The organism is Dasania marina DSM 21967 (assembly GCF_000373485.1).
GTDB lineage: Bacteria > Pseudomonadota > Gammaproteobacteria > Pseudomonadales > Dasaniaceae > Dasania > Dasania marina.
This window is the reverse complement of record NZ_KB891585.1, coordinates 413,020-436,835: the sequence shown is the minus strand read 5'-3', so window position 1 is coordinate 436,835 and position 23,816 is coordinate 413,020. Positions and strand designations below refer to the sequence as shown.

Annotated in this window: 20 protein-coding genes; 15 read left to right on the top strand and 5 right to left on the bottom strand. The window is 47.2% G+C overall.

Annotated elements, in window-relative coordinates:
- Window positions 1–97 precede the first annotated feature (97 nt).
- From B067_RS0111520 to B067_RS0111505, 3 genes are all read left to right on the top strand, one after another.
- Window positions 98–772 carry a peroxiredoxin-like family protein gene (locus B067_RS0111520; protein WP_019530243.1) on the top strand — a complete coding sequence of 225 codons (675 nt, stop codon included), beginning with the start codon at window positions 98–100 and terminating at the stop codon, window positions 770–772.
- A 60-nt stretch (window positions 773–832) separates the two neighbouring features.
- Window positions 833–1,150 carry a hypothetical protein gene (locus B067_RS0111515; protein ID WP_019530242.1) on the top strand — a complete coding sequence of 106 codons (318 nt, stop codon included), beginning with the start codon at window positions 833–835 and terminating at the stop codon, window positions 1,148–1,150.
- A 295-nt stretch (window positions 1,151–1,445) separates the two neighbouring features.
- Window positions 1,446–3,473: an amidohydrolase gene (locus tag B067_RS0111505; RefSeq protein WP_019530240.1), complete on the top strand. Its 2,028-nt coding sequence runs from the start codon at window positions 1,446–1,448 to the stop codon at window positions 3,471–3,473.
- Window positions 3,474–4,159: 686 nt separating this feature from the next.
- Here B067_RS0111505 and B067_RS0111500 read toward each other — a convergent pair.
- Window positions 4,160–6,481, bottom strand: coding sequence for a TonB-dependent receptor (locus B067_RS0111500; RefSeq protein ID WP_019530239.1), 2,322 nt, complete (start codon window positions 6,479–6,481; stop codon window positions 4,160–4,162).
- A 432-nt stretch (window positions 6,482–6,913) separates the two neighbouring features.
- Between B067_RS0111500 and B067_RS0111495 the strand changes: the two genes are divergently transcribed.
- Window positions 6,914–7,720: an NAD(P)-dependent oxidoreductase gene (locus B067_RS0111495; RefSeq protein WP_240472857.1), complete on the top strand. Its 807-nt coding sequence runs from the start codon at window positions 6,914–6,916 to the stop codon at window positions 7,718–7,720.
- Window positions 7,721–7,725: 5 nt separating this feature from the next.
- Here B067_RS0111495 and B067_RS0111490 read toward each other — a convergent pair whose 3' ends face one another.
- Both B067_RS0111490 and B067_RS0111485 read right to left on the bottom strand, forming a co-directional pair.
- Window positions 7,726–8,619, bottom strand: coding sequence for a helix-turn-helix domain-containing protein (locus B067_RS0111490; RefSeq protein WP_019530237.1), 894 nt, complete (start codon window positions 8,617–8,619; stop codon window positions 7,726–7,728).
- 43 nt (window positions 8,620–8,662) lie between these two features.
- On the bottom strand, window positions 8,663–9,919 hold the full coding sequence (locus B067_RS0111485; protein WP_019530236.1) for a LysR family transcriptional regulator: 1,257 nt from the start codon (window positions 9,917–9,919) through the stop codon (window positions 8,663–8,665).
- 299 nt (window positions 9,920–10,218) lie between these two features.
- On the opposite strand from B067_RS0111485, the gene B067_RS0111480 reads away from it, so the two are divergent.
- The 11 genes from B067_RS0111480 to B067_RS20335 all read left to right on the top strand — a co-directional run bounded on the left by B067_RS0111480 (window position 10,219) and on the right by B067_RS20335 (window position 21,067).
- The gene (locus B067_RS0111480) at window positions 10,219–11,295 is read left to right on the top strand and encodes a 4-oxalomesaconate tautomerase (RefSeq protein WP_019530235.1); all 1,077 of its coding nucleotides are present in this window, start codon (window positions 10,219–10,221) and stop codon (window positions 11,293–11,295) included.
- A 39-nt stretch (window positions 11,296–11,334) separates the two neighbouring features.
- Window positions 11,335–12,204 (top strand): amidohydrolase family protein, encoded by an 870-nt coding sequence (locus B067_RS0111475; protein WP_035801990.1) that lies wholly within the window; start codon window positions 11,335–11,337, stop codon window positions 12,202–12,204.
- A gap of 21 nt (window positions 12,205–12,225) precedes the next feature.
- The gene (locus B067_RS0111470; protein ID WP_019530233.1) at window positions 12,226–12,924 is read left to right on the top strand and encodes a 4-carboxy-4-hydroxy-2-oxoadipate aldolase/oxaloacetate decarboxylase; all 699 of its coding nucleotides are present in this window, start codon (window positions 12,226–12,228) and stop codon (window positions 12,922–12,924) included.
- Between the two features lie 405 nt (window positions 12,925–13,329).
- Complete coding sequence (locus B067_RS0111465; protein ID WP_019530232.1) at window positions 13,330–14,340, top strand: amidohydrolase family protein; 1,011 nt, start codon at window positions 13,330–13,332, stop codon at window positions 14,338–14,340.
- 161 nt (window positions 14,341–14,501) lie between these two features.
- On the top strand, window positions 14,502–15,683 hold the full coding sequence (gene pobA, locus B067_RS0111460; protein ID WP_019530231.1) for a 4-hydroxybenzoate 3-monooxygenase: 1,182 nt from the start codon (window positions 14,502–14,504) through the stop codon (window positions 15,681–15,683).
- Window positions 15,684–15,757: 74 nt separating this feature from the next.
- Entirely contained in the window at window positions 15,758–16,699 is a 942-nt protein-coding gene (locus B067_RS0111455) for a Gfo/Idh/MocA family oxidoreductase (protein ID WP_019530230.1), read from the top strand.
- Window positions 16,700–16,723: 24 nt separating this feature from the next.
- The gene (locus tag B067_RS0111450) at window positions 16,724–17,125 is read left to right on the top strand and encodes a hypothetical protein (protein WP_019530229.1); all 402 of its coding nucleotides are present in this window, start codon (window positions 16,724–16,726) and stop codon (window positions 17,123–17,125) included.
- The gene (locus B067_RS0111445) at window positions 17,118–17,963 is read left to right on the top strand and encodes a class III extradiol dioxygenase family protein (RefSeq protein WP_019530228.1); all 846 of its coding nucleotides are present in this window, start codon (window positions 17,118–17,120) and stop codon (window positions 17,961–17,963) included. Before B067_RS0111450 ends, B067_RS0111445 begins: the two co-directional genes overlap by 8 nt.
- 76 nt (window positions 17,964–18,039) lie before the next feature.
- Window positions 18,040–19,029, top strand: a complete 990-nt coding sequence (locus B067_RS0111440) for an aldo/keto reductase (RefSeq protein ID WP_240472856.1) — start codon at window positions 18,040–18,042, stop codon at window positions 19,027–19,029.
- A gap of 47 nt (window positions 19,030–19,076) precedes the next feature.
- Complete coding sequence (locus B067_RS0111435) at window positions 19,077–20,429, top strand: MFS transporter (protein ID WP_019530226.1); 1,353 nt, start codon at window positions 19,077–19,079, stop codon at window positions 20,427–20,429.
- 32 nt (window positions 20,430–20,461) lie between these two features.
- The gene (locus B067_RS20335) at window positions 20,462–21,067 is read left to right on the top strand and encodes a DUF3237 family protein (protein ID WP_019530225.1); all 606 of its coding nucleotides are present in this window, start codon (window positions 20,462–20,464) and stop codon (window positions 21,065–21,067) included.
- A 200-nt stretch (window positions 21,068–21,267) separates the two neighbouring features.
- Here B067_RS20335 and B067_RS0111425 read toward each other — a convergent pair whose 3' ends face one another.
- Together B067_RS0111425 and B067_RS0111420 are read right to left on the bottom strand one after the other, a co-directional pair.
- A complete protein-coding gene (locus B067_RS0111425; RefSeq protein ID WP_019530224.1) occupies window positions 21,268–22,824 on the bottom strand; it encodes an AMP-binding protein in 1,557 nt (518 codons plus the stop codon).
- Window positions 22,825–22,844: 20 nt separating this feature from the next.
- Window positions 22,845–23,663 carry a p-hydroxycinnamoyl CoA hydratase/lyase gene (locus B067_RS0111420; RefSeq protein WP_026244593.1) on the bottom strand — a complete coding sequence of 273 codons (819 nt, stop codon included), beginning with the start codon at window positions 23,661–23,663 and terminating at the stop codon, window positions 22,845–22,847.
- Window positions 23,664–23,816: the final 153 nt, after the last annotated feature.

The window sequence follows — 23,816 nt, the reverse complement described above, 5'->3', positions numbered from 1 at the left end:
CCATACTCTCTACACTGAAAAGTTGGCTATTGCTTAAAGCAGTGGGTTGTTGCCATACTCACGCCTGCACCATGGACTTATCAAAAAGGAAGCCTTCATGATTAGCATCAAATCTCTCTGTGCCGCGCTGTTATTGATTAGTGTTAATGCCATGGCCGTCTCGGAAATTAGTTTGCCCACCAAGCTACCCGAACTGTCGGCAACTAACAGTAAAACGTTAGGTAGCCACGAGCCGGGAGTAGGCGTCGCCAATGGCAGCAAAATTAAAAATTTTACGATTAAGTCACATCAGGGAAAGTTAGCTTCATTTAATGATCTGCTGCAGCAGGGCGACCTAATGGTGGTGTTTTATAGAGGCGGCTGGTGCCCTTACTGTAATGTGCAAATCCGTCAGCTAACCGAAGCCTGGCCAGAATTCCAACAGCGCGGTATTACCCCAGTATTAATCAGCGCCGATAAGCCCGATGCCGGTATGCTGGTGCAAAAGACCTATGAGATTCCTTTCCCGGTACTATCCGATCCCAAGTTAACCGCCCACAAAGCGTTTAATGTGGTATTCACATTACCCGATGAGCTAGTCAGCACCTATAAAGATTACGGTATCGTGCTGCGGGACTGGTCAGGTAAAAAGCACCATAAATTTGCGGTAGCCTCGGTGTTTATCGTCAATAAAAAAGGTGTGGTGAAGTGGGGCCATTCGTCGAATGACTATAAAATGCGGCCCAGTGTCGAACAACTGTTAGGTGTTATAGATCAGCTTAAACTACGGTAGCCCACAGCTATATAGTGCGAATTAACAGCATGCCGTTAAAACTATAATAATGAGGCCCTTATGCGGTTTAAAAAAACACTGGTAATAGCCAGCCTATTAATCATCGCGGGCTGTAGCCCCGATAACGAACACTTTTGCGCTCGTTATGAATATGTCTATGCGCAACTTAACGATCCCGAGCTACCCAGTTATGGTGAGATGAAGCAAGCCTTGCAAATAGAAATCAGTCAAAAGCCCGATGACAATGACCAGCAACGCTTTATGTTATTTGTATTGGAAGAGTATCACCTAGGGATAAAACAAGGGCATCAGACCCCGCGTGAATTTTGCATGGCGACTGAGCGCTGGCAGTATTATGACAGCAAGGCCTCTAAGTAAGAAAAGCTACAAGAGTGGACGCGTCGCGCAATGACAGACTTTTTTGCGCAGCATAGGCGCGCTGTTTGCTAGCGTTCAATGTGACAAGGCTAGGTAGTAGTTCCTGACACCATGGCTTTGTTGGCCGTAATGTAAACAAAAGTCATGGCCTGTAATCTTTTCTCATATCCGAACAACCATATCGCATTAGACGCTATAGCCAGGCAAGTATTACTCTGGGTTGGCAAAAAATACAGCCTAATACCGTGCCTAAGCCGCATCTAAGCGACGGCTATAGTGCAAATTGGAGAATATTGTGAATAAAAAAATAACATGGGCTGCGGTATGTATTACCGCTTTATTACAAGCTTGTAGCCAAGAATCAGAACCGGAATCAGCGCAGAGCAACGTAGCCGATTTAGTATTAACCGATGGCTATATCTATACCGTGGACGGGCAGCACAGTGTTGCCCAGGCGGTAGCCATACAGGGCAATCGCATCGTCGGGGTGGGCAGCAATGAAGAGATGCGCGCCTTTATCGGTGATAACACCGACGTGCGTGACTTGGCAGGCAAAATGGTTATGCCTGGCATACACGATACCCATGTCCATGCCTTTGGTACCGTTGACCCCGATATGTGTGACCTGGGTAGTGAGGCTTACACCTTGGACGACATGGTGCCGTTTTTAAAAGCCTGTTTACAGCACTATGCGCCAGAAAAAGGCCAATGGCTGCCCGTGGTGCAATGGTCTTTCGCTGGCGGTAATCAACCCAGTGAACGTTACCCCACCTTGCGCTCAGCCTTAGATGCGGTGTCTAAAGACAACCCGATTATTTTATGGGGCGATGATGGCCATCACGGAGCAGCTAACAGTGCCGCGCTAGCCTTGGCGAGTATAGAAGGCAAGCAGCTAGGCATTAGTCGCGAAACCTTAGCGACGCACTTTGCGCAATGGCGTGAAAATATCGCGGTAGATCAACATGGTGAACCCAGTGGTGGTGTTAATGAGGGCGCACGCTTATTAATACGGCCACAATTCACAGAGGATATGTTGGGTTCTAGCAGCGACCCTGAAGCACTGATGCCGCGCATAGCCGCAGGCATGGCTAGCCGAGGCATTACGTCTATTCATGATCCGTTAACCTCGGCAGAAACATTAAGCAAATATCAATGGCTGGAAGACAGCGGCCAAATGAGTTTTCGCCTACGCGCTGGTTTATTTGCCCATGCCGAAAATTCACACCAGCCTGAGGCACTTAAACAAATTCCAGCCATCATGGCGGGCTTTAAGGACTTGCGAAAACAATACCAAGGCTCACGCTATATTCAGGTTAACGGCATTAAGTTATTTGCCGATTCGGTATTGGAAGGTAACCCCTTAACCCATCCGCCAACTTTACCGGGTGCGGCGGTACTCAATGGTTTCAAACAACCCATCTTTGAGATGAATAAAGAAACCGGTGCCGTGGACGTAGTAGGTTATGCCGACCTTAACGGTACGGTTTGCCAGCAAGTGCGAGCAACGCCTGAGCGTTTTAAAAAACCGGCTGCCATAAAAGCCTTTAACCTAGCCAACGGCCATCCGCCTGCGCAATGTTTTCCTAGCAGTGGCATATTAGAGCACTCGGAAGCGTTTATTCTTGAGTATGTTAAACAGGCTACCGCAGCCGGCTTTCACGTGCATATACACGCCTTGTCAGACAAAGGTGTAAGAGTGGCGGTGGATGCTTTAGCGGCGGTTAAAACCGACGCGGATAAACAAGGCTTAACCCAAAGCTTGGCGCATTTACAGCTAGTGCACCCCGATGATCAGCGTCGCATAGGCGAGCTGGGTTTGTTTAATGTCTTTACCTATATATGGGCGGGGCCTTTTACCGATTACAATCTTATGGTGATACCCTTTATTGAAAAAGTTAACGGCCGCGATGATTTGTTTAACCCCGATACCTATTATATGCGCAATGTCTATCCCGCTAAGGCGATTAAAGATGCCGGCGGCATACTAACCTTTGGTAGTGATGCGCCAGTAGAAAGCCGTGACCCTAGGCCTTTTATAAATATGCAATTAGCATTAACCCGTGCAGCTGAAGGCAAGGTCCTTAATGCCAGCCAGCGTTTAAATATACACGAGGCGCTGCAAGCTTTTACCCTTAACGGGGCAAAAATGCTCAGCCAAGATAAAGACGTAGGCAGCATAGAGCAGGGCAAGCTCGCTGACCTGATTGTGCTGGATAGAAACTTGGTGCAATTGGCTGAGCAAGATAAGGCAGAGAAAATTGGTGAAACGCAGGTGTTATTAACCATCTTCGATGGCCGTGTGGTTTATCAAGCGGAAAAGTAGTTAGTAAATTATTATTTTAAATTACAACATGAAGCTTTCTGAATTGAGCAGAAAGCTTCATCCTTCCTAAAAATACTCCCCATAATTTATCTCTTTGTTATGACGAAAGTCGTCCACTAGTGTGCGGGGTGACTCCCCAGTCGTCATGCCCAGCACTCGCTAAACTCTCGGGGTATGCCCTCCTCGCGAAAGCGGGGAGCCAGAGCAACGGAGTACGTCAATCCAGAAAATTACTTTGAGTTTGATAAAAACCTGTATTTACAGTAGTTAATGGTAAATTTGAATGTTGATGTGAATAGGTCGTTTGTCGCAACTGGATACCCGCTTTCGGGAGTATGACGATTAGGAGATGATTCCAGACAGTTGTGGGGTCAAGCCCGGCATGACGAGATTAAGTTAACGGGGCAGCAGTGATGTGAAATACAAAAAAGGGTGTGGCTAAATAATAAGGAGGCGTTAAAGAGAAAGGAATAAAAAAGCTCCCCCGGATAAGCGGGGGAGCAAAAGGGAAGCACAAATTTCCCCAGTGAGGTGAAGCATCTCCAGCATGAATTATTGGCAAGCTGCCAATAGCTAATGGCTAAAATCGGTAAAAAATAGTGAGTTATAAACTCTATGGGAAAAACAGCTGCCTTTGCATTTAGCTACAAAGGTAGCGGTTACGCTGCGTTATTAGCGCTGTGTTTTTACTCCCAGTTATAGGTCATTTCTATGGCAAAGCTACGAGGCTGGCCAGGTAGGTCACTAAAACTACCCAAATCACTACCTGTTGCGCGGGCAACGTAGACTTCATCCAGCAAGTTTTTACCTACCAATGCTAACTGCCATTGGTTGTTTGCAGGATTAAGTGTGATGCGACCATTCAGTAACTCATAACCTTTTTGGCCATAGGCAGCATAATTGAGATCCGTTAAATAGCTGTCTCTAGAGGCAATATCGTCGCGATAGCTGTAGTTAAGCTGTATGCCGCCGACTAAATCCTCGGACACATTACGTTCATAGTTAATAACAACCGTAGAGCTAAATTTCGGTGAGAAGGTACGATCTAAACCTTCCAATGTACCAACCGGAGTCTCTGGATCGGATAGGTCAGTGAGCACCACATCAGAGTCAGTAAATTCAGCATTCAACCAGGTTAAGCCTAGTTGTAAGGTCAGCCCTTCAATATCAAAGGGTAGCCAAGTGACGTCTAGTTCTAAGCCTTTATGTGTAGCTACACCTAAATTGCCTAGCTTGGTAAGAGCGGTATTGGTCTGAGCGTTATACTCCTCGAGAAAACCTTGCACATCTTGGTAGTCGTAATAAAACGCAGCACCATTGACTCGTAGCGTGCTGTCTAGCCAATCACTTTTAAAGCCTACTTCATAAGAGATAACGGTTTCTTCTTTATAGGCATCTAGCTCTTCAGGTTCAAAGGCAAAGCCGCCGTAAAAGCCACCGGACTTAAAGCCGCGGGTAATTTTACCGTAAATCATAGCGTCACTAGTAGGGGCCCAGTCTATGCCTACATGGCCAGACCAGTTGGCATCCAGCCTATAGTCATAATCGAGATCTTCGAGATAATAAAACTGGCCATAATTATCAAAATGATAGGCATTATTAAACTCTTTATCTTCCGCGGTGTAACGCAACGAGCCATTGATGGTGATGCTGTCAGTTATATCTTTATCGACTTGGCCGTAGGCTGCCCAGGATTCAGCTACTTGTTCATAGCCACGGGTAGAGTTGGTGGCGAAAACCAAAAAGTTCTGATCCAGGCTGCCCGTTCTTTCATCATCCATTTCATCTTTGGAATAAGAGATACCTGCCAACCAATAAATATCTTCATCATCATTGGAGACTAAACGAAATTCCTGCGACCAGGATTTTAATTCGGTTTTGCTATCTTCATGTAGCAGCGCTAGTGGCTCAGCATCATAATCGTAAATTTGTTTGTTGGTGTAATCTACGTAGGCGCTAATAGACGATAAAGTCGCAACACCAAAATCCCAATTGACTTTAACATTGGCGCCGCCCCAGGAGTTATCCAGTGCGTTAATAGGGTTGGTTAGTACTTTAGTGCCGTCTTGCTTTTGTAAGGACGGTAATAAACCGGGGTCTCCATCAGGTGAGATGACTAAGGCGTTAGTGGCATTCGACAGCAGAGCGCAGCTATTTGAATCGGCCTTGCCGGCCACAGCGCTGGCGCAATAGCCAGGGCCTGAAGGGTTGTAAATAGCTTTAGCTAAAGCTAGTAATGTTTCTGATTTATCTTCACCGCCTTCTACTTTGATGATGACTTCAAGATCATCACTAGGCAGTAGGAATAACTGTGCTTTGGCTGCAGAAAAATCCCTATCGCCATAATTATCATCTTGCGGGGTGGCTAAACTGTCCTGCCAGCCACCGCCTTGCTCAGTCATAGCGGCTATGCGAAAGGCGCTTTTATCATTAATGGCGCTACCTACAGCGGCTTCCACTCGGGATTTATCCCAGCTGCCATAGGACGCAGAAACATGGCCGTTAATGTCGGCACCGGGAACGGGGGCTACTGAATTAATACGCACAGCACCACCACTGGTGTTACGTCCATAGAGGCCGCCTTGTGGGCCCTTTAATACTTCAACACGATCTATATCAAACATGCCTATGCCGCCCAAGATATTGGATGACAGGTAGTGATCGTCGTAATAAATGGCAGCGGTAGGGGTGTTGTTGGCATTAAAGTCTGCCAAGCCTACGCCGCGAATAACCCAGGTCGGCTGGCCCGCGCCACGGTCATCAAATAACTCGGCACTGGAAATATGTCCGGTTAACTCTTGAAGGTTAGAAGTGCTTAAAGAGCTTAATTGTTCACTGGAAAACGCAGCTATCGCAATAGGAATTTCCTGTGCAGTTTCAGCACGTCTTTGTGCGGTTACTATCAGTTCTTCTATGCTACTGGCTGCTTGCCCCGCGGTTGAACCGGCCGATAACACGGACGCTACCGATAGGCACAAGGCGGTTTTAGAAAGCTTGTTATGTTTCATGTGAGTGTCCTCTGGGTCTTTATTTATCGTTATTGTTTTTTAACCAACAGCTAGAATCGGCTAGCTCTAGTAGCCGTATATCCTTTTGAGATTTACCGCTTAACTAGAGCAACCGATCAGCCGTTCGCTCAATCAAGTAACATTTAAAGCAGCTAAAAAACGTTTATTCTCCTAACCATTGCCCCATGCTTAGCGCAGAGAGTAAGAATATTTTTTAACGATAAATGTCACCTTGTGGTGATATTGTTTGCTTTCCGTCCAAACCGCCAATGCCTTTTGATTGCTAAGCCATGCAAAAAAGTATCGCCACATAACAGCGCTGCAAGCTTTTTTCATTATCCGTCAAGCAATTGCCATGACCTTAAGGCTTGCAGTTTTGCTAAACTCATTGTTATCTTGTTTCAATTATTTATATGTAAAGGCGGGTAATAGGTGAGCGCACTCAATGTAGCAATGTTCGGTTTGGGCGAGGCTGGGGCATTAATGGCTAAGGACTTAGTGGACGCAAAGGTACAGGTGACGGCATTTGATCCCGCCAACGTCGCAACGCCGGCTGGGGTTATTCGCGCTAATACCCCTCATGAGGCGGTAGCTACTAGCGATTTGGTCATTGCTCTTACCGCAGGCGATGATGCGCTAACAGCTATGGAGCAAGCTTTGGAGGCCATACCTACGGGGGCTATTTATGCCGACTTTTCGACTAACTCCGTTGCCATAAAACAACAGCTGGCAGCGCGTGCTGCTAGTCGACAATTACATTTTGTTGATGTGGCGTTAATGTCTATAGTGCCAGGCAAGGGTATACGCACGCCGGTGATGGTTGCCGGCACAGGGGCGCGATCCTTTGCGTCAATATTTGCTGAATTTGCCATGCCGGTAGAGGTGGTGGCAGGCGAAGCGGGAGCCGCAGCCCAGCGCAAACTTTTGCGCAGTGTGATGATGAAAGGTTTGGCCGCGGTCATTATAGAGGCCATGCGTGCTGCTGAAGCTGCGGGCTGTAGTGAATGGTTGTGGGGTAATATTACCACTGAATTAGCAACGGCAGATGCGGCCTTAATTACCCGTTTGGTGGCGGGCACAAATACCCATGCCAAAAGACGCCTGCATGAAATGCAGTGCACCGAAGCTTTATTACAAACACTGGCGCTAGACCCAGTAATGACGCATGCCACCGTAGAGAGTTTGCAGCAAGTCTTGGCGCAGGGCATTCCTGCTATACCCAACAGCGTAATTAATTAAGTTTTTTAAACCGTGGTAGTACCGCTTTTTTGCCTAAAATTTTTCGGCGAAATATCGCAGTGGCGCTTAAAGAATCGGGTAAAATAGGCCGGTTCTGAAAAACCGAGCTCGTTGGAAATTTCACTAATGGTCATGGCGGTATAAATTAAATTGCGCTTGGCTTCTAACAATAAGCGCTCGTGAATAATTTGTAAGGCCGATTGCTTGGCTATGCGCCGGCATAGGGCATTTAAGTGTGCGCCGGTGATGTTGAGTTGTTCGGCGTAGGCTTCTATCGATAAATGGCTTTTATACTGCTGCTCTAGCAATTGAGAAAACTGGCTGTAGTGCTCCAAGCCTTTATCTTGTTGTGTTTTGGCAGGGGCGGAGGTTTTAATCGCTATGCGGCTGGTGGAAACAATAATATTGCCTACCAGCGCGTCCAGTAGTAATTCTCTGCCGGGTAGATGAGCACGGTACTCTTGGTTTATTTGTTCAAATAAGTGATCAAAATAGCCTTGTTCATGCGCCACTGCATAATAGGCACTTTCTTTTAATAGGCTTTGCTGTGCGCCTAAGCGTGTATGTAATTGATTGACTAAAGGCGAGGCTAGCGTCAGTACATAGCCTTCAGTGTCGCTGGAAAAGTTAAAGCCGTGTACGCACATTTCTGCCACTAACAAAAGCACTGGCGGGGTCAGCGTGTGCTGGCTGTCATCTAGTTGTATGCAAGCTTCACCGGTTTGAATATAGAAAATTTGTAGTAAATCGCTATGCCTATGAGGTTTGATTTCCCAAGCGTGTAATTTGCTGCGGTCGGCTATGCGCTCGCAATGTAATAGGTCGGGGGTAAGCCATTCATGATCACCGCCATAGAGTTTAAATACCGGTATGCTGTCGTTGGTGGGCGTTTTTTTCATATTTATATACTCTCACCGCTTACTGTAAATGACTAACATAACATCATTGAATTAGTTCTTTGGCGACTATACGCAAGCTATTTAAAAACAGCTGCGCCGCAGGCGAGGGGGCGGTGTGCGCGCGCATGGTGACGCCTATGGGCCTATAGGTGTCGGTTAATTCTATCGCTAGTGGGATTAGTGCGCCGTATTGCTTATCGTAATAAATTTGATGCTCTGATAATAAGGCGATGCGATCGCTTTCCAAGAGTAAGCCGCGCACGGTTGAGAGCGAGCTGGTTTCCACCGCATGCTCTGGCAGTGCTAATTGATGGCGACTTAATACATCGTCAAACAAGTTGCGTGCCGGGGTGTTGTTAGCCGGTAACACCCAGCCATAGTGTTGTAGGTCGCTTAGGCTGAGGTTTTGTTTGCTTTCTAAAGGGTGGCCCTTGCGTACGATTAAGGCCAGTCTATCTTCTAATAGTTGCTCTGTTTTTAAGCTGCTATCACTTTGCGTGGGGCGTATCGCGCCGACAATAAAATCCAAGTCTCCGCAGCGTAGTGCCGCCTCCAGCGTGGAGTAGGGGCCTTCTGCGGTGGCTATGTCTAACTGCGGTTGCTCTGCCAGTAAGTGGTTTATAGCGCGCGGCGTTAAGATGGTTCGGGTATAGGGTAGGGTGCCAACCACCACTTTCCCTCTAGTGACGCCATTAACATTGGCGATGTCATCTATGGCGTGGCGAATTTGCGCGAAGGCGAGCTTAACGTGGCGCGCCAGCACGGTACAAAAGGCGGTATTGGTGACGCCATTGGGTTCGCGCTCAAATAGACATAGGTCTAACAGTTCTTCTAATTGCCGTACCGAGTTATAAATAGCGGCGCGGGTGACACCCAGCTGCTGGGCTGCGGCAGACACTTCTTTGCAATCGTGTAAGGCAATAAAAGCGGCTAGGCGTTTATAGCTAACATCCATAGTGAATATAGGAATATTTTGATAGCTGCTACGGGTCTTATTGTATTCTACATACTGTGCACCGGCGGCTTCAAATTCGGCGTTGGCCTGTATCACGCGTTTTGCTAGGGCGTCGCCGTAAACGGTAGGTAACATGCCGGTAGAAGAGCGATCAAATAATTGCACCCCTAGGTTGGACTCAAGATCGCTAATAGCTTTGGTGATTGCGGTTTGTGAGCGGTTAAGTTTATTCGCTGCACGAGTGAGGTTCTTATACTGGGCAACATACATTACCGCTTTTAAGTGGCGTAAGCTAAGGTTTGGTATGCCCAGGCTTTGGCTGTTACCCATCGGTTTTTTGCTCATGGCGCTGCTACCCACTACATGAAAAATAAATGTAATTCAGTATATATAGTATAAAAAAGTTGTACCACTCAATAATTTTATGCTAGTCATTATTTTGTAAGCTATTGTAATAAAGGGTTATTTTATATTTCATGCGATGAGAAAACGTTAGCTTTATTCAATTGGCAAACTTTTTTCATGGTGCTAAATACTTTTTTGCATGGCTTAGCAATTAAAAGGCATTAGCTATTTAGTGAGGCGATAAACCATAATCGGAACTACGTTAAAAACAATAGACCTATAGCCGGAGTAAGCAGCTTATGTCGCAGCGCGCGATACCCTATATGCAATTTCGTGGCGGCAGCTCTAAAGGCCTGTATTTTCTAGCCGGCGATTTGCCGGCCGATGAGGCGACCCGCAATCAACTATTGTTGTCGGCACTGGGCCGTGATGGGCGTCAAATCGACGGCTTGGGTGGCGGCAACCCGCTGACTAGCAAGGCGGCGATAGTGAGCTTGTCTACCCGTGATGATGCCGATATTGATTACTTGTTTGTGCAAGTGGTGGTGGGTGAAAATCGCGTCGATACCACACCCAATTGCGGCAATATTTTAGCGGGGGTAGGGCCATTTGCGATAGAGGCTGGCTTAGTGCCTGTATCCAGCGCGGAAACCCGCGTGCGTGTGCACATGGTTAATAGCGGCAAGGTTTGCGAACTAGTCTTGCAAACCCCGCAGGGCGCAATGACCTATTGCGGTGATGCCCACATCGATGGCGTGCCGGGAACGTCAGCGCCAGTTATATGCAATTATGACGATGTGGCGGGCTCAGCCTGCGGTAGCTTATTACCCACTGGCAATGTGGTAGACGTGGTGGATGGTATAGAAATGACCTGCGTCGATAATGGCATGCCAGTGGTGGTGATGCGAGCGGCAGATTTAGGTATCAGTGGCTACGAAACGCCAGAGCAGCTTAATGGCAATGAGGCGTTAAAAGCGCGTCTGCAAAAGATACGCTTACAGATAGGCCCCAAGATGAATTTAGGGGATGTGGATGGCGCGGCAGTACCCAAGATGTGCATGATCTCTGCACCCAGCCATGGCGGGGCCATTAACACCCGTACGTTTATTCCTTATCAGTGTCACGATGCAGTGGGTGTGTTAGGTGCGGTGTCGGTAGCCACGGCCTGTATCTTACCCGGCTCAGTGGCGCAAAATGTCGCGCAGTTAGGGGAGGGTAATCCGTTGAAGTTATCGGTAGAGCACCCCAGCGGCGAATTTTCGGTGAGTTTGGCGATTGATTACAGTGCTGAGCTGCCCCGCGTAAAACAGGCTGGCTTGTTGCGCACCGCGCGCTTGCTCAGCCGCGGCGAATTATATATAGACGAAGCTTGTTAAGTTATTAATTGAATTGATGGCAAGAGAGTAATAATTACTATGTCTTTTTTACCTGTATGTCCCAAGCCGAAAAAGCCGAATTTTATATTGCCGGCCAAGGCCTGTGATGCTCACTGCCATGTATTTGGCCCGGCGGCGCAGTTCCCTTATGCAGCGGAGCGTAAGTACACCCCTGTAGATGCCCCTAAAGAGCAATTATTTTCCTTACATAAGCACTTAGGTTTTGAGCGCAGTGTATTAGTGCAAGCCAGCTGCCACGGCACCGACAACAGTGCCATGGTTGACATGTTAGAAGCTGGCGAGGGGCGTTACCGCGGTGTGGCGGTGGTGGGTGATGATTTAACCGTAGCTGAGGTGCAGCGTTTACATGACGTGGGTGTGCGCGGCATACGTTTTAATTTTGTAAAACGCTTAGTGGATATTAAGCCTGAGGCTTATTACCGCAAACTCGCTGAGCTAATTGCGCCTTTTGGCTGGCATATTATCGTCTATTTTGAGTCACAGGAATTTGCCGATATAGAGTCGTTATTAATGCAGCTGCCTACGCCCATCGCTATAGACCACATGGGTAGGCCCGATGTTAGTAAAGGCCTGGATCACCCCGACTTTATGCGTATTTGTGAGATGGTGCGTAACCGTCCCAATACGTGGATAAAAGTAGGCTGCCTAGAAAGGCTAAGCCAGCAAGCTCCTCCTTATCACGATGCGATTCCCTATGCCCGCCATTTGGTAGAGCAATTTCCCGATCAAGTTTTATGGGGCACCGATTGGCCGCACCCTAATATGAAATCGCATATGCCGGATGATGGTGCCTTGGTTGATACCATCCCCCTAATTGCGCCTACCGCAGAACTGCAACAAAAGCTGCTGGTAGATAACCCTGCGCGACTTTATGAATTTAACGATTAACAATATTTCAGGAATCCAGCTATGAAAACTGTTGCCGTACGCAATATTGAACGCGCCGATATCGAAGTCGTATCGGCCATGGGTGAGTTGGGCGTGGCCACAGTGCACGAAGCACTGGGCCGTACAGGATTACTAAAGCCGTATATACGCCCTATTTATAAAGGTGCGCGCATAGGCGGCAACGCGGTCACCGTGATGGCGCAGCCCGGCGATAACTGGATGATTCATGTGGCGATAGAATTATGCCAGCCCGGTGATATCTTAGTGGTGGCTTGTACCACCGATAACACAGACGGCATGTTTGGCGATTTGCTGGCAACCTCTGCCAAAGCGCGCGGTGTTAGGGGTTTAATTATCGATGCCGGTTGTCGCGATGTACGCGATTTAGAAGAGATGGATTTTCCCGTTTGGTCGCGTGCCATTTCATCCAAAGGCACAGTAAAAAATACCTTGGGTGCCGTTAATGTGCCGGTTGTGTGTGCTGGCCAATTAATTAACCCCGGTGATGTGGTAGTTGCAGATGATGACGGCGTAGTGGTGGTGCCACGTAAACAGGCTAAGCAAGTATTAGATGCTGGTGTCGCCAGAGAAAATTTAGAAGAAGAAAAGCGCCTAAAGCTAGCTTCGGGTGTGCTGGGTATAGATTTATACAATATGCGCCCGCGTTTAGCTGAGTGTGGTTTTGAGTATGTAGAGACTTTGGCTGAGTTAGAAGCCTAAGCGTTAAGTATTGTTACTTTCAATGGTTAGTAATGGATGCCGGATCAAGTCCGGCATGACAGAGATAAGCTACGGAGCGCCCATAGTCCCTTGGGAGTCGCCGAGAAACGGAGGCCAATTGCGGAGCGAAGCAGCGAGGACTGTTTGAGCGATAAAACGATTGATTATCGTTTTATCGTGAGTTCCGCAGCGGCCGAAATTGGCTGAGTAGCGGAGGGCATCGGCGTAGCCGACGATGGACTAGGGTGCACTTTTCTTGGTTACTTCTTTTGTGCACGCAAAAGAAGTAACTAGCCCAGCAGGGCGAAACAAATGCAAAGATTAAATTAAAAGCCAATAAAGTTAGCTGGCTTAAAAGACACAAAAAAAACATCTGAATTATCAGAAGCTTAAAAGGTAGTATCAATGATCATAGATTGCCACGGCCATTACACCACCACACCACCCGCTGTAGGCGAGTATAGAGACCAACAAAAAGCGGCTCTGGCTAAAGATCCTTTATTTGTCGGTGAAAAAGGCATTATCAGCATTAGTGATGACCAAATTCGCGAGAGTATAGAAAGTAATCAGCTGCGCCTACAGCAAGAGCGCGGTACCGACTTAACTATTTTTTCGCCACGGGCCAGCTGGATGGGACACCATGTGGGCAATGAGCACACCAGCCGTTTTTGGACTGAGCAACAAAATGATTTAATTAAACGTGTGTGCGAATTATTTCCACAAAACTTTGCGCCGGTAGCGCAGTTGCCGCAATCACCGGGGGTTGATCCCTCTAAATCTATTGCCGAGTTAGAACGTTGCGTGTTGGAAATGGGCTTTATCGGCTGCAACTTAAACCCCGATACCACTGGCGGTTATTGGCAAGATGCTTCATTGGCGGATAAATCCTGGTATCCGTTCTATGAAAAAATGGTAGAGCTAGATGTGCCCGCCATGATTCATGTTAGCGCCGCCTGTAATGATTGTTTTACTACCACTGGCTCGCACTACCTAGGCGCGGATACTACCGCCTTTGATCAACTGATGTTTTCTGATGTATTCAAAGACTTCCCCACCTTGAAGCTTATTATTCCTCACGGTGGCGGGGCAGTGCCTTATCACTGGGGTCGCTTCCGTGGTATTGCACAAGATAAAGGCCTGGGGGATTTGAAGGAGCGCATGCTTAATAATGTGTTTTTCGATACCTGTGTTTATCACCAACGAGGCATCGATTTATTGCTAGATATTATCCCCGTAGACAATATTTTATTTGCCTCAGAGATGATAGGTGCCGTGCGCGGCATAGACCCAGAAACCGGCCATTATTTTGACGACACCAAACGTTATATCGATGGTAATACTCGCTTGAGTGACGAGGATAGAGTCAAGATATTTGAGGGCAATGCCCGCAAAGTGTTTAGTCGTTTACAGTGTTAGCTGGCGTTTGAGCTAAAGCGTAAATATCCACGGAAAGTCCAATTTTATTACTGAAAGGTGCCTTCAAGTTGCGCCGCATACGTATAAAAATACAAGTACTTTCAACGGATAAACATGCTGAGCTTATCGCTAGTGTGGTGCAGCACTGAGAAACAATAACTATGAAAACACAAGTAGCCATTATAGGTGCGGGCCCTTCAGGATTATTGCTGGGTCAGCTGTTAAATGTACACGGTATAGACAACGTTATAGTCGAGCGCCAATCCCCAGACTATGTATTAGGTCGTATACGAGCCGGGGTACTAGAGCAAGGTTTTGTAGATTTAATGCGTGAAGCCGGTGTATCCGATCGTATGGATAGCGAAGGCGAAGTGCACGACGGTTTTGAGTTAGTGGTAAACGGCCAGCGTAAGCGCATCGATATGAAAACGCTTACCGGCGGTGACACAGTAATGGTTTACGGCCAAACTGAAGTGACCCGTGATTTAATGGCGGCACGACAAGCGTCTGGCACGCCTATTTACTATCAATCCGACGATGTGCAGATACACGACTTGGCAAGCGAGCAGCCCAGTATTAGCTTTGATCAACAGGGCGAGCGGGTCACGTTACAGTGTGATTATATTGCCGGTTGTGATGGTTTTCATGGAGTTTCTCGCAAAAATATCCCCGCGGATATTTTAAAAGAATATGAACGCGTATACCCCTTTGGTTGGTTGGGTGTGTTGTCGGATACGCCACCGGTGTCGCACGAACTTATTTACGCCAAGCACGAACGTGGCTTTGCGCTGTGTAGCATGCGCTCATCCACGCGCAGCCGTTACTACATACAAGTGCCGTTAACAGAAAAAGTTGAAGATTGGTCGGATGAACGTTTTTGGCAGGAATTAAAATCGCGTTTACCTGAAGATGTGGCAGCCAAATTAGTAACTGGCCCATCCATAGAAAAAAGCATAGCGCCACTACGCAGTTTTGTTGCCGAGCCTATGCAGCATGGCAGATTATTTTTAGCGGGTGATGCTGCGCATATAGTGCCGCCTACAGGCGCCAAAGGTTTGAACTTGGCCGCCAGTGATATTAGCACTTTATACACCTTGTTAGTGAAAGTGTATAAAGAGGGTCGTACGGACTTGATAGAAAAATATTCTGCCACTTGCTTGCGCAGAATTTGGAAGGCAGAACGTTTTTCTTGGTGGATGACCAGCATGTTGCACAGCTTAGATAACGATGCCATAGAGCGTAAGCTAATCGATGCCGAGCTGGACTACACATTAAATAGTTTAGCCGGGCAAAAAACTATAGCCGAAAATTACGTTGGTCTTCCTTTTGACAGGCTTGAATAAAACTTTAGTTGGGCGGTATTAATAATTTTTGAAATAGTATTTAGCACAACATTTATAAACACAGGATTTTTATCATGAAAATTTGTCTAGCCGGTGTTGGCGCTTTTGCCAAAAAACACTTAGACGCCCTTGCACGCATAGACGGTGTTAACGTCGTGTCATTAGTGGGCAGGCGTCCAGAATCTACTGCGGCCTTAGCCGAAGAGCGGGGCATCCCTCACTGGACGATTAATTATCAAGAAGCATTAGATAACCCCGAGGTTGAAGCGGTAATTTTAACCACCCCTACCCAAATGCACGCCGAGCAAGCAATAGCAGCAATGCGCGCAGGCAAGCATGTGTTGGTAGAAATCCCCATGGCCGATAGCTTGGCCGATTCGCAAGCGGTTGTGGATGTGCAAAAAGAGACCGGCTTAGTGGCCATGGTAGGGCATACCCGCCGCTTTAACCCCAGCCACCAGTGGATACACAATAAGATACAGGCAGGTGAATTAACCGTGCAGCAAATGGACGTGCAAACCTATTTCTTCCGCCGTACTAACGCTAATGCCTTGGGGCAAGCACGCAGCTGGACCGATCATTTGTTATGGCATCACGCCTGCCACACCGTTGATTTGTTTCAGTATCAAACCGGGCAAGTGGCTTCCGAATCCTTCGCCTTACAGGGGCCTATACACCCTGACTTAGGCATAGCTATGGATATGAGCATAGGTATGAAAGTGCCTTCCGGTGCTATCTGTACCTTGTCCTTGTCGTTTAATAACGACGGCCCCTTCGGTACGTTCTTCCGTTATATCTGTGATCAGGGAACATTTCTTGCTCGCTACGACGAGTTATACGACGGCAAAGAAACCCCCATCGATGTCTCTAAAGTTGACGTTTCTATGGACGGCATAGAGCTGTGCGACCGCGAATTTATCAGCGCTATAAAAGAAGGGCGCGAGCCTAATGCCAGTGTCGCCCAATGTTTAACGGCTATGGCCACGTTAGATAAATTAGAACAGCAGTTGGTTTAAACCATAACAAAAGGTTTTTTAAAAATGAGTTGGGACAAACACGACTACGATCATATACCGGGCACCTACGTGTTTAACGGCGAGCGTTCGGCACAAGGCTATGGCATTAATAAAATGGCCTTTAGTTTTAATGATGCCAGCAATCGTGAAGAGTTTGCCGGTGATATGGATGCCTACTGCCGTAAGTTTCAGTTGAGTGATGAAGCCAGGGCTGCAGTGGTGGCCGGTGACTTTCTAAGCTTGATGCGTCTAGGTGGCAATATTTATTATTTAGCAAAAATCGCTATCTTTCATGGCCTCACCGTGCAGGATGCCGGTGCCCAAATGGGTGGTATTAGCACCGACCAATTCAAAGCCAAATTATTAAACAATAGCGAAGGTTTTGAACAACAATTGCATACTATTGGAGGTTATTTCCATGGCTAAAATCGTAGGTGGTATTACCACCTCTCACATACCCGCAATAGGTAATGCTATTAGCCAGGGCCTGCGACACGACACCTACTGGGAACGTTTTTTTGATGGCTACACGCCAGTTAAAGAATGGTTGGCTAAAGTCAAACCCGATGTCGCCATCGTGGTAGCCAATGATCATGGCCTTAACTTTTTTCTCGATACCATGCCTACCTTTGCCATGGGTACCGCGCAACGTTATGAAAACGCCGATGAAGGCTGGGGCTTAAAAACCCTAACAGGCTTTGACGGTGACGCACCCTTTTCATGGCATATGATTGAGTCGCTGGTGGCAGATAAGTTTGATATGACCATCTGCCAGGAAATGCGCGTCGATCACGGCTTTGTTGTGCCTATGACGGTATTGTGGGGCGAACATGACAAGTGGCCGGTAAAGCTAGTGCCACTAGCGGTTAACACTGTGCAGCATCCATTACCAACCGCGGAGCGTTGTTTTGAGTTAGGCAAGGCTTTGCGTACTGCGATTGAATCTTACGGTGAAGACATAAAAGTGGTTATCGTGGGTACCGGCGGCATGTCACACCAATTACAGGGTGAGCGTGCTGGTATTATCGATACCGATTTCGATATTGAGTGTATAGAAAATATTATCCACAATCCTGAAAAATTTACGCAGTTAAGTAATACAGAAATTATGGAGCGGGCCGGCACCGAAGGTATAGAAACTATAATGTGGATGGTAATGCGTGGCGCACTGACTGAAAAAGTTAAGGTGGTTCACAAGCACTATCACGCACCTATTTCTAATACCGGCGCAGGTGTGTTGGTGTTGGAAAATACGGAAGAGTAATGGCGGTGAATGCTATCAACTCCTGTCTAGTCGTAAACATTCGGAACAGCCTATGCCCGTAACAATGCAGTCGTCTATGAATACAGCGATGAAAAGTCGTAAGCTAGGCCCCTTTACTGTGGCTAACATAGGCTTGGGCTGCATGAGCATGTCTCACGCCTATGGCAAGCCCGATAAGGCGTCTGCCATAGCTACCTTACATCGCGCGCTGGATATAGGTTACAACTTTTTAGATACCGCCGCCCTATACGGTTTTGGTGCAAACGAAAGCTTATTAGGCGAAGTGTTACATGAACGTCGCGACGAGTTTGTGTTAGCCAGTAAGTGTGGCCTGTTTAAAAACAGTGAAGGCAAGCGAGCGATAAACGGTAGACCTGAAGTAATTAAGCAAACCTGTGAAGACAGCCTCAAACGTTTAAAAACCGATGTAATCGATTTGTATTACCTACACCGGGTTGACCCCAATGTGCCGGTGGAAGACTCAATAGGCGCTTTATCGGAGCTAGTAGCTGAAGGTAAAATAAAAACCATAGGTCTGTCTGAAGTCTCGGCGCAGACTTTAAAACGCGCCCATGCAGTGCATCCTATCACCGCATTGCAATCTGAGTATTCGCTATGGACCAGAAACCCCGAAGGGGCAGTGCTGGAAACTTGCAAACAATTGGGTGTGGCCTTTGTTGCCTTTAGCCCATTGGCACGCGGATTTTTGACTGGTCATGTACGCGATATGACTTTATTACAAACCAGTGATTTACGGCACAGCATGCCACGTTTTTTGGGCGACAATTTTAGCGCCAACCTCCAGCTGTTGGAAAGCTATAGTGCTATCGCTAGAGCTAACCACTGCAGCCCGGGGCAACTGGCCTTGGCCTGGTTGCTGAATAAAGACGAAATCATTATCCCCATACCCGGCACGCAGCATGACGACTATGCGGTAGAGAATGCCGGCGCTAGTCATATACAGTTAAGCGATGCCACCATGGTAAGCCTAGAACAATTGATAAATGTCGACAGCGTGCAAGGCGAACGTTACAACGCCAGCATGCTGGCGACTATGGAAACCTGATTTTTAAAAGCCTCCGTGGCCCTCTAACAACAACACGGCGTAATGCAATGAATAATATTAATAACATCATTAAAAACAACTCTATGTCACGCTACCAGATCGTGGCGGTGTCACTGTGCGTCATACTCTATATGCTTGATGGTTTTGATGTATTGGTTATGGCCTTTACCGCCGCCCCCGTTGCTAAAGAATGGGGCTTGCAAGCCTCGCAGGTCGGCTTGCTACTCAGTGCCGGCTTATTTGGCATGACCGGAGGCTCTTTATTTATTGCGCCACTGGCCGATAAGTTTGGCCGCCGCGCGCTGGTGTTAAGCTGCTTAGTGATTATCAGCGTAGGTATGGGTTTGTCGGCCTTTGCCAACAGTATGATAGAACTGGGTATGTTGCGCTTAGTAACCGGCTTGGGTATAGGCGGTATGTTGGCCACTCTCACCGTGGTTGCCTCTGAGTATTCATCGGCAAAATGGAATAATTTTATTCTCAGTTTATTGGGTGTGGGTTATCCCATCGGTGCGGTAGTGGGTGGCTCTATAGCCGCAGTTTTAATGTTGCACTATGACTGGCGTTCAGTGTTTTTATTTGGCTCGCTGGTGTCTTTTTTGCTGATCCCTTTGGCCTTGTTGTGTTTGCCGGAATCTTTAGATTTTTTACTGAGTAAGCGACCAGCCAATGCTCTGCAAAAAATTAATCGCCTAATGACCCGTATGGGCCATCAGACTTTGGCAAGCCTGCCGCCATTATCGGATAGCGGCGAACTGCCACAAACAAAGCTCCGCAGCTTGTTTGCCCCTGAGGTAAGGCGTTCAACACTACTAATTTGGCTGGCCTTTTTTATGGTGATGTTCAGCTTTTATTTTGTTTTAAGCTGGACGCCTAAGTTGCTGGTGGCGGCAGGGCTGTCTACCGCAGAAGGAATTTCTGGCGGTGTGTTAATTAACTTAGGCGGTATTACCGGTGGTTTGCTACTGGGCTATATCTCTTCGCGTTTTGCCCTGCGCAAAATTCTCATGATTTATATGTTCGCAACCACGGTGTTAATGCTGGCTTTTGGTTTATTTTGGTCGCAGCTTACTTTAGCGCTGGGCCTAGGTGTGATTATGGGCTTCTTCTTATTTGGCTCTATGATAGGTTTATATATACTTACCCCAGCTAAGTACGCCACTTCTATACGCACCACAGGCATGGGCTGGGCCATAGGTATAGGACGTTTGGGCGCAATTTTCTCACCCATTATTGCGGGTTTTTTGCTCGAGCAGCAGTGGCAGAGCGGTTCATTGTTTATGCTGTTTTCCATGCCTTTATTGTGCGCCATGGTCGCCGTTTATTTTGTGAGTAAAGATGCCGCAGTCGATAAAACAACGGATTATCAAAGCGATGCGGTAAGTGCTGCTAAGTCTTAAGACTTGCTATTGTTTAATGATGGAGAACACCTATGAGTACTATGTGTAAGCTTATTTATCGCTCTACAATATTTAGCGTTAGCTGTTTAGTCGCTATTAGCCTGGCAACGTTAAGCAGCCAAAGCTGGGCAGAGCCTGCAAAACTATTTAGCGATGCAGCTAAATATGAAAAAAGAATGACTAGCGAGCTAGTGTTACAAATAGACGTTAAGCTAGGCGAAGAAGAAGACATGGGCCTAAGTGCCGATGGCCATCGCTATAACTACCCGATTATAGGCGGTACCTTTGTAGGTAAAGGAATGCGCGGTACGGTGGTGCCAGGCGGTGCCGACTTTGCTTTAGAGCGTCGCGATGGCGTGACCATTATTGATGCGCTGTACAGGTTAAAAACCGATGATGGCCAAATCATTATTATCCACAACAAAGGTATCTGGAACCCAACTAAACTCGCGGTGGAGAAAATGGCAAAGGGATTGTCGCTAAAACCGGAAGATGTGTATTACCGAACCGTGCCTGATTTTAAAACCCAGCCGGGCAAGCATGACTGGTTAGAGGATTATGTTTTTGTTGGTACTGTAGATATGGCCGACGATGGTTTATCGGTGCTGGTGAGTAGTTATTTGCTTAAAGGCGACTAATTAGATATTTATAAGGTGGGCTTAGCGCTCACTGAATTAGTAATAAAAAACGGAGAGCATCAGTGATGGTCCCCGTTTTTTATTGTCTTTTGTTTGTTATTTTAAAGTCTATGGATACTGGATCGAAGCCTGATAAGACGAGAATTAATTAACGTTAACAAAATAAGTAACGTTTAATTATTGATCCTATGTTTTTGCTCTTAATTATCAATTAAATCACGCAGTGTGTTTTTTAATACTTTGCCAGCACCATTACGGGGCAGGGCGTCAATTAAGCTGACATATTTCGGCACTTTGTAGCGGGCAATTTTTTGTTCTAAGTAAGCAATAATGCTGTCGGTTGCTAATTCGCTGCCTGGCTTGGCAACTAAATAGAGATGGCCAACTTCACCCCAGCGCTGGTCAGCTCTGGCAACAACGGCGCTCTCTTTAATCTGAGGGTGGCCCGCTAATACAGCTTCAATTTCTGCCGGGTAAACATTTTCGCCACCGGAGATAAACATATCTTTACGTCTATCGACTAACCAGTGATAGCCTTGCTCATCACAGCGGGCTATATCGCCGGTGCGTAACCAGCCGTCGGCGGTAAACGCAGCCTGTGTTTCTTGTTCACGACGCCAATAGCCTTTGGTGACATTGGTGCCTTTAAGTAACAATTCGCCGGCTGTGCCTATGGCGCAATCGTTACCGTTGACATCAACTATGCGTGTTTGCACTCTAGTTGTGGCGATGCCCACTGAACCCGCTCGTTCGGCGATAAGCTTACGGTCCAGGGGCATGCCAAACACGGTACCCACTTCACTCATGCCATAGCCGTCGACTATAGCAATACCATCGTTCAGCCAGGCATTGATGCTTGCGGCTGGGTGTGGTGCGCCACCGGTGAAGAGGGCGGTTAAACCACGCAATTGTGCGGGGTTAAAACTAGGCTCTGCTCTCAGTGCTTCAGCCATTTGCGGCACGCAAAAATAATGGCTAATAGCCAGTTGCGGATCAGCTAAGCGTGCTAGCGTGGTTGCTGGCACAAAACCATCGGACACGATTAAGCTTCCGCCGTGCATCAAAAATGGGCGTATGTTGGTGACTAGGCCTATAACATGAAACATGGGTGTATCACATAACACCACGCTGTGGTGGTTAACCTTGCCCAACAAGGAAAAATTAATAGCAGTTTCAGTAATATTATTTTCTGACAGTAAAACCCCTTTGGGCTTACCTGAGGTACCAGAGGTATATAAAATTAACGAAGGTAATTCTGCATTAATAGGGGCAGGGGGGAGAGGTATCGCCGCCGATATTTCTTCCGCAAGCTGATCTAAAGTGATGCTTTCAATAACGGTTTGTTGTTGATTGATTCTGTTTAAATCTATCGTTTTTAAATAGTCATCACCAAATAATAGTTTGGGTTCAGCGTCTTCAATTAAACCTGCGATTTCGGTAGGCGACAGACGCCAGTTTAGGGGAACATAAATGCTCCCCGTTCTACTGCAGGCCAGATGCAGCATGATTAACTCCACCCGGTTTTTGGCCAGGCTCGCGACTCTGTCCCCCACATTGATGCCACGTTGCAGCAATACGCTGGCGCATTGTGCAACGGCTTTATCAAAGGCGCTGTAGCTCCATTGCTGGCCATAGCTTAAATCTATGGCCGCCAACCGATCGGGTTGCGTTCGGGCTTGCAGCGCTAACATGTCTATGGCGCTGTGGGTAACAGCGCCTTTATTCCCAGCTGGGGTAGTTGTCTTGTTATTAATCATTTACTGCTTCTTGCCATTAGTTACTTTTGCGGCTTTAAGGCGTAGGCACCTAGGCCTGGCTTGTAGGTTTTATCATCGATAAATTGCTTGATGCCTTCTTTGCTGCCTTCAGCATCATAGTAGTGGGCAGCTTCTTGGGCGCGCACTAGGTAATCTTCGGCATTGTCGTAGGTCATTTCATTGACTCTGCGCACGGCATCTTTGGTTGCTTTTAAGGCAACCGGATTTTTTTCTAATAACACGTTTGCTATTTCTGTGACGCGTGTTTTTAGTTGATCTGCAGGTACCGCTTCGTTAATTAAGCTCCAGTCGGCCGCTTTACGCGCGTCTATAGATTCACCGGTAAGGGCGTGGTACATCGCGTCGCGCATAGGCATAAGATCGGTAACGACTTTAGTAGCGCCACCGCCAGGTAAAATACCCCAATTGATTTCGCTTAAACCAAATTTTGCATCTTCAGAAGCAATAGCCAAGTCGCAAGAATAAAGTGGGCCGTAACCGCCGCCAAAGCACCAACCATTAACCATGGCGATAGTAGGCTTTTGGAACCAGCGCAGCTTGCGCCACCAGCCGTAAGATTCACGTTGTGCTTGGCGTATGGCGCCCAGGCCTTTGGCTTGAGTTTCACGAAAATATTCTTTTAAATCCATGCCAGCAGTCCAGGCTGTGCCTTCGCCTGTTAACACTAAAACGCCTACGTCGTCGTTAAACTCTAATTCGTCTAACACTTCTGTCATGCGGCGGTTTAGTGCTGGGTTCATGCAGTTGCGTTTTTCTGGGCGGTTGAACGATACCCAGGCGATACGGTTTTCAATTTTATAGGTGACTGTGTCAGTCATGGTGTTACCTCTCATGCTTACATTCAAAAAATAAAAAAGTTACGCGGTTGAATAATTGCAACCGCGACAAGATTAAATAAGGCTCTTTAAATAGGCTTTTATAGATTGGCCTTTCTATATAGTCTTCTTAAGATTGGACTCCTTAAATGGGCC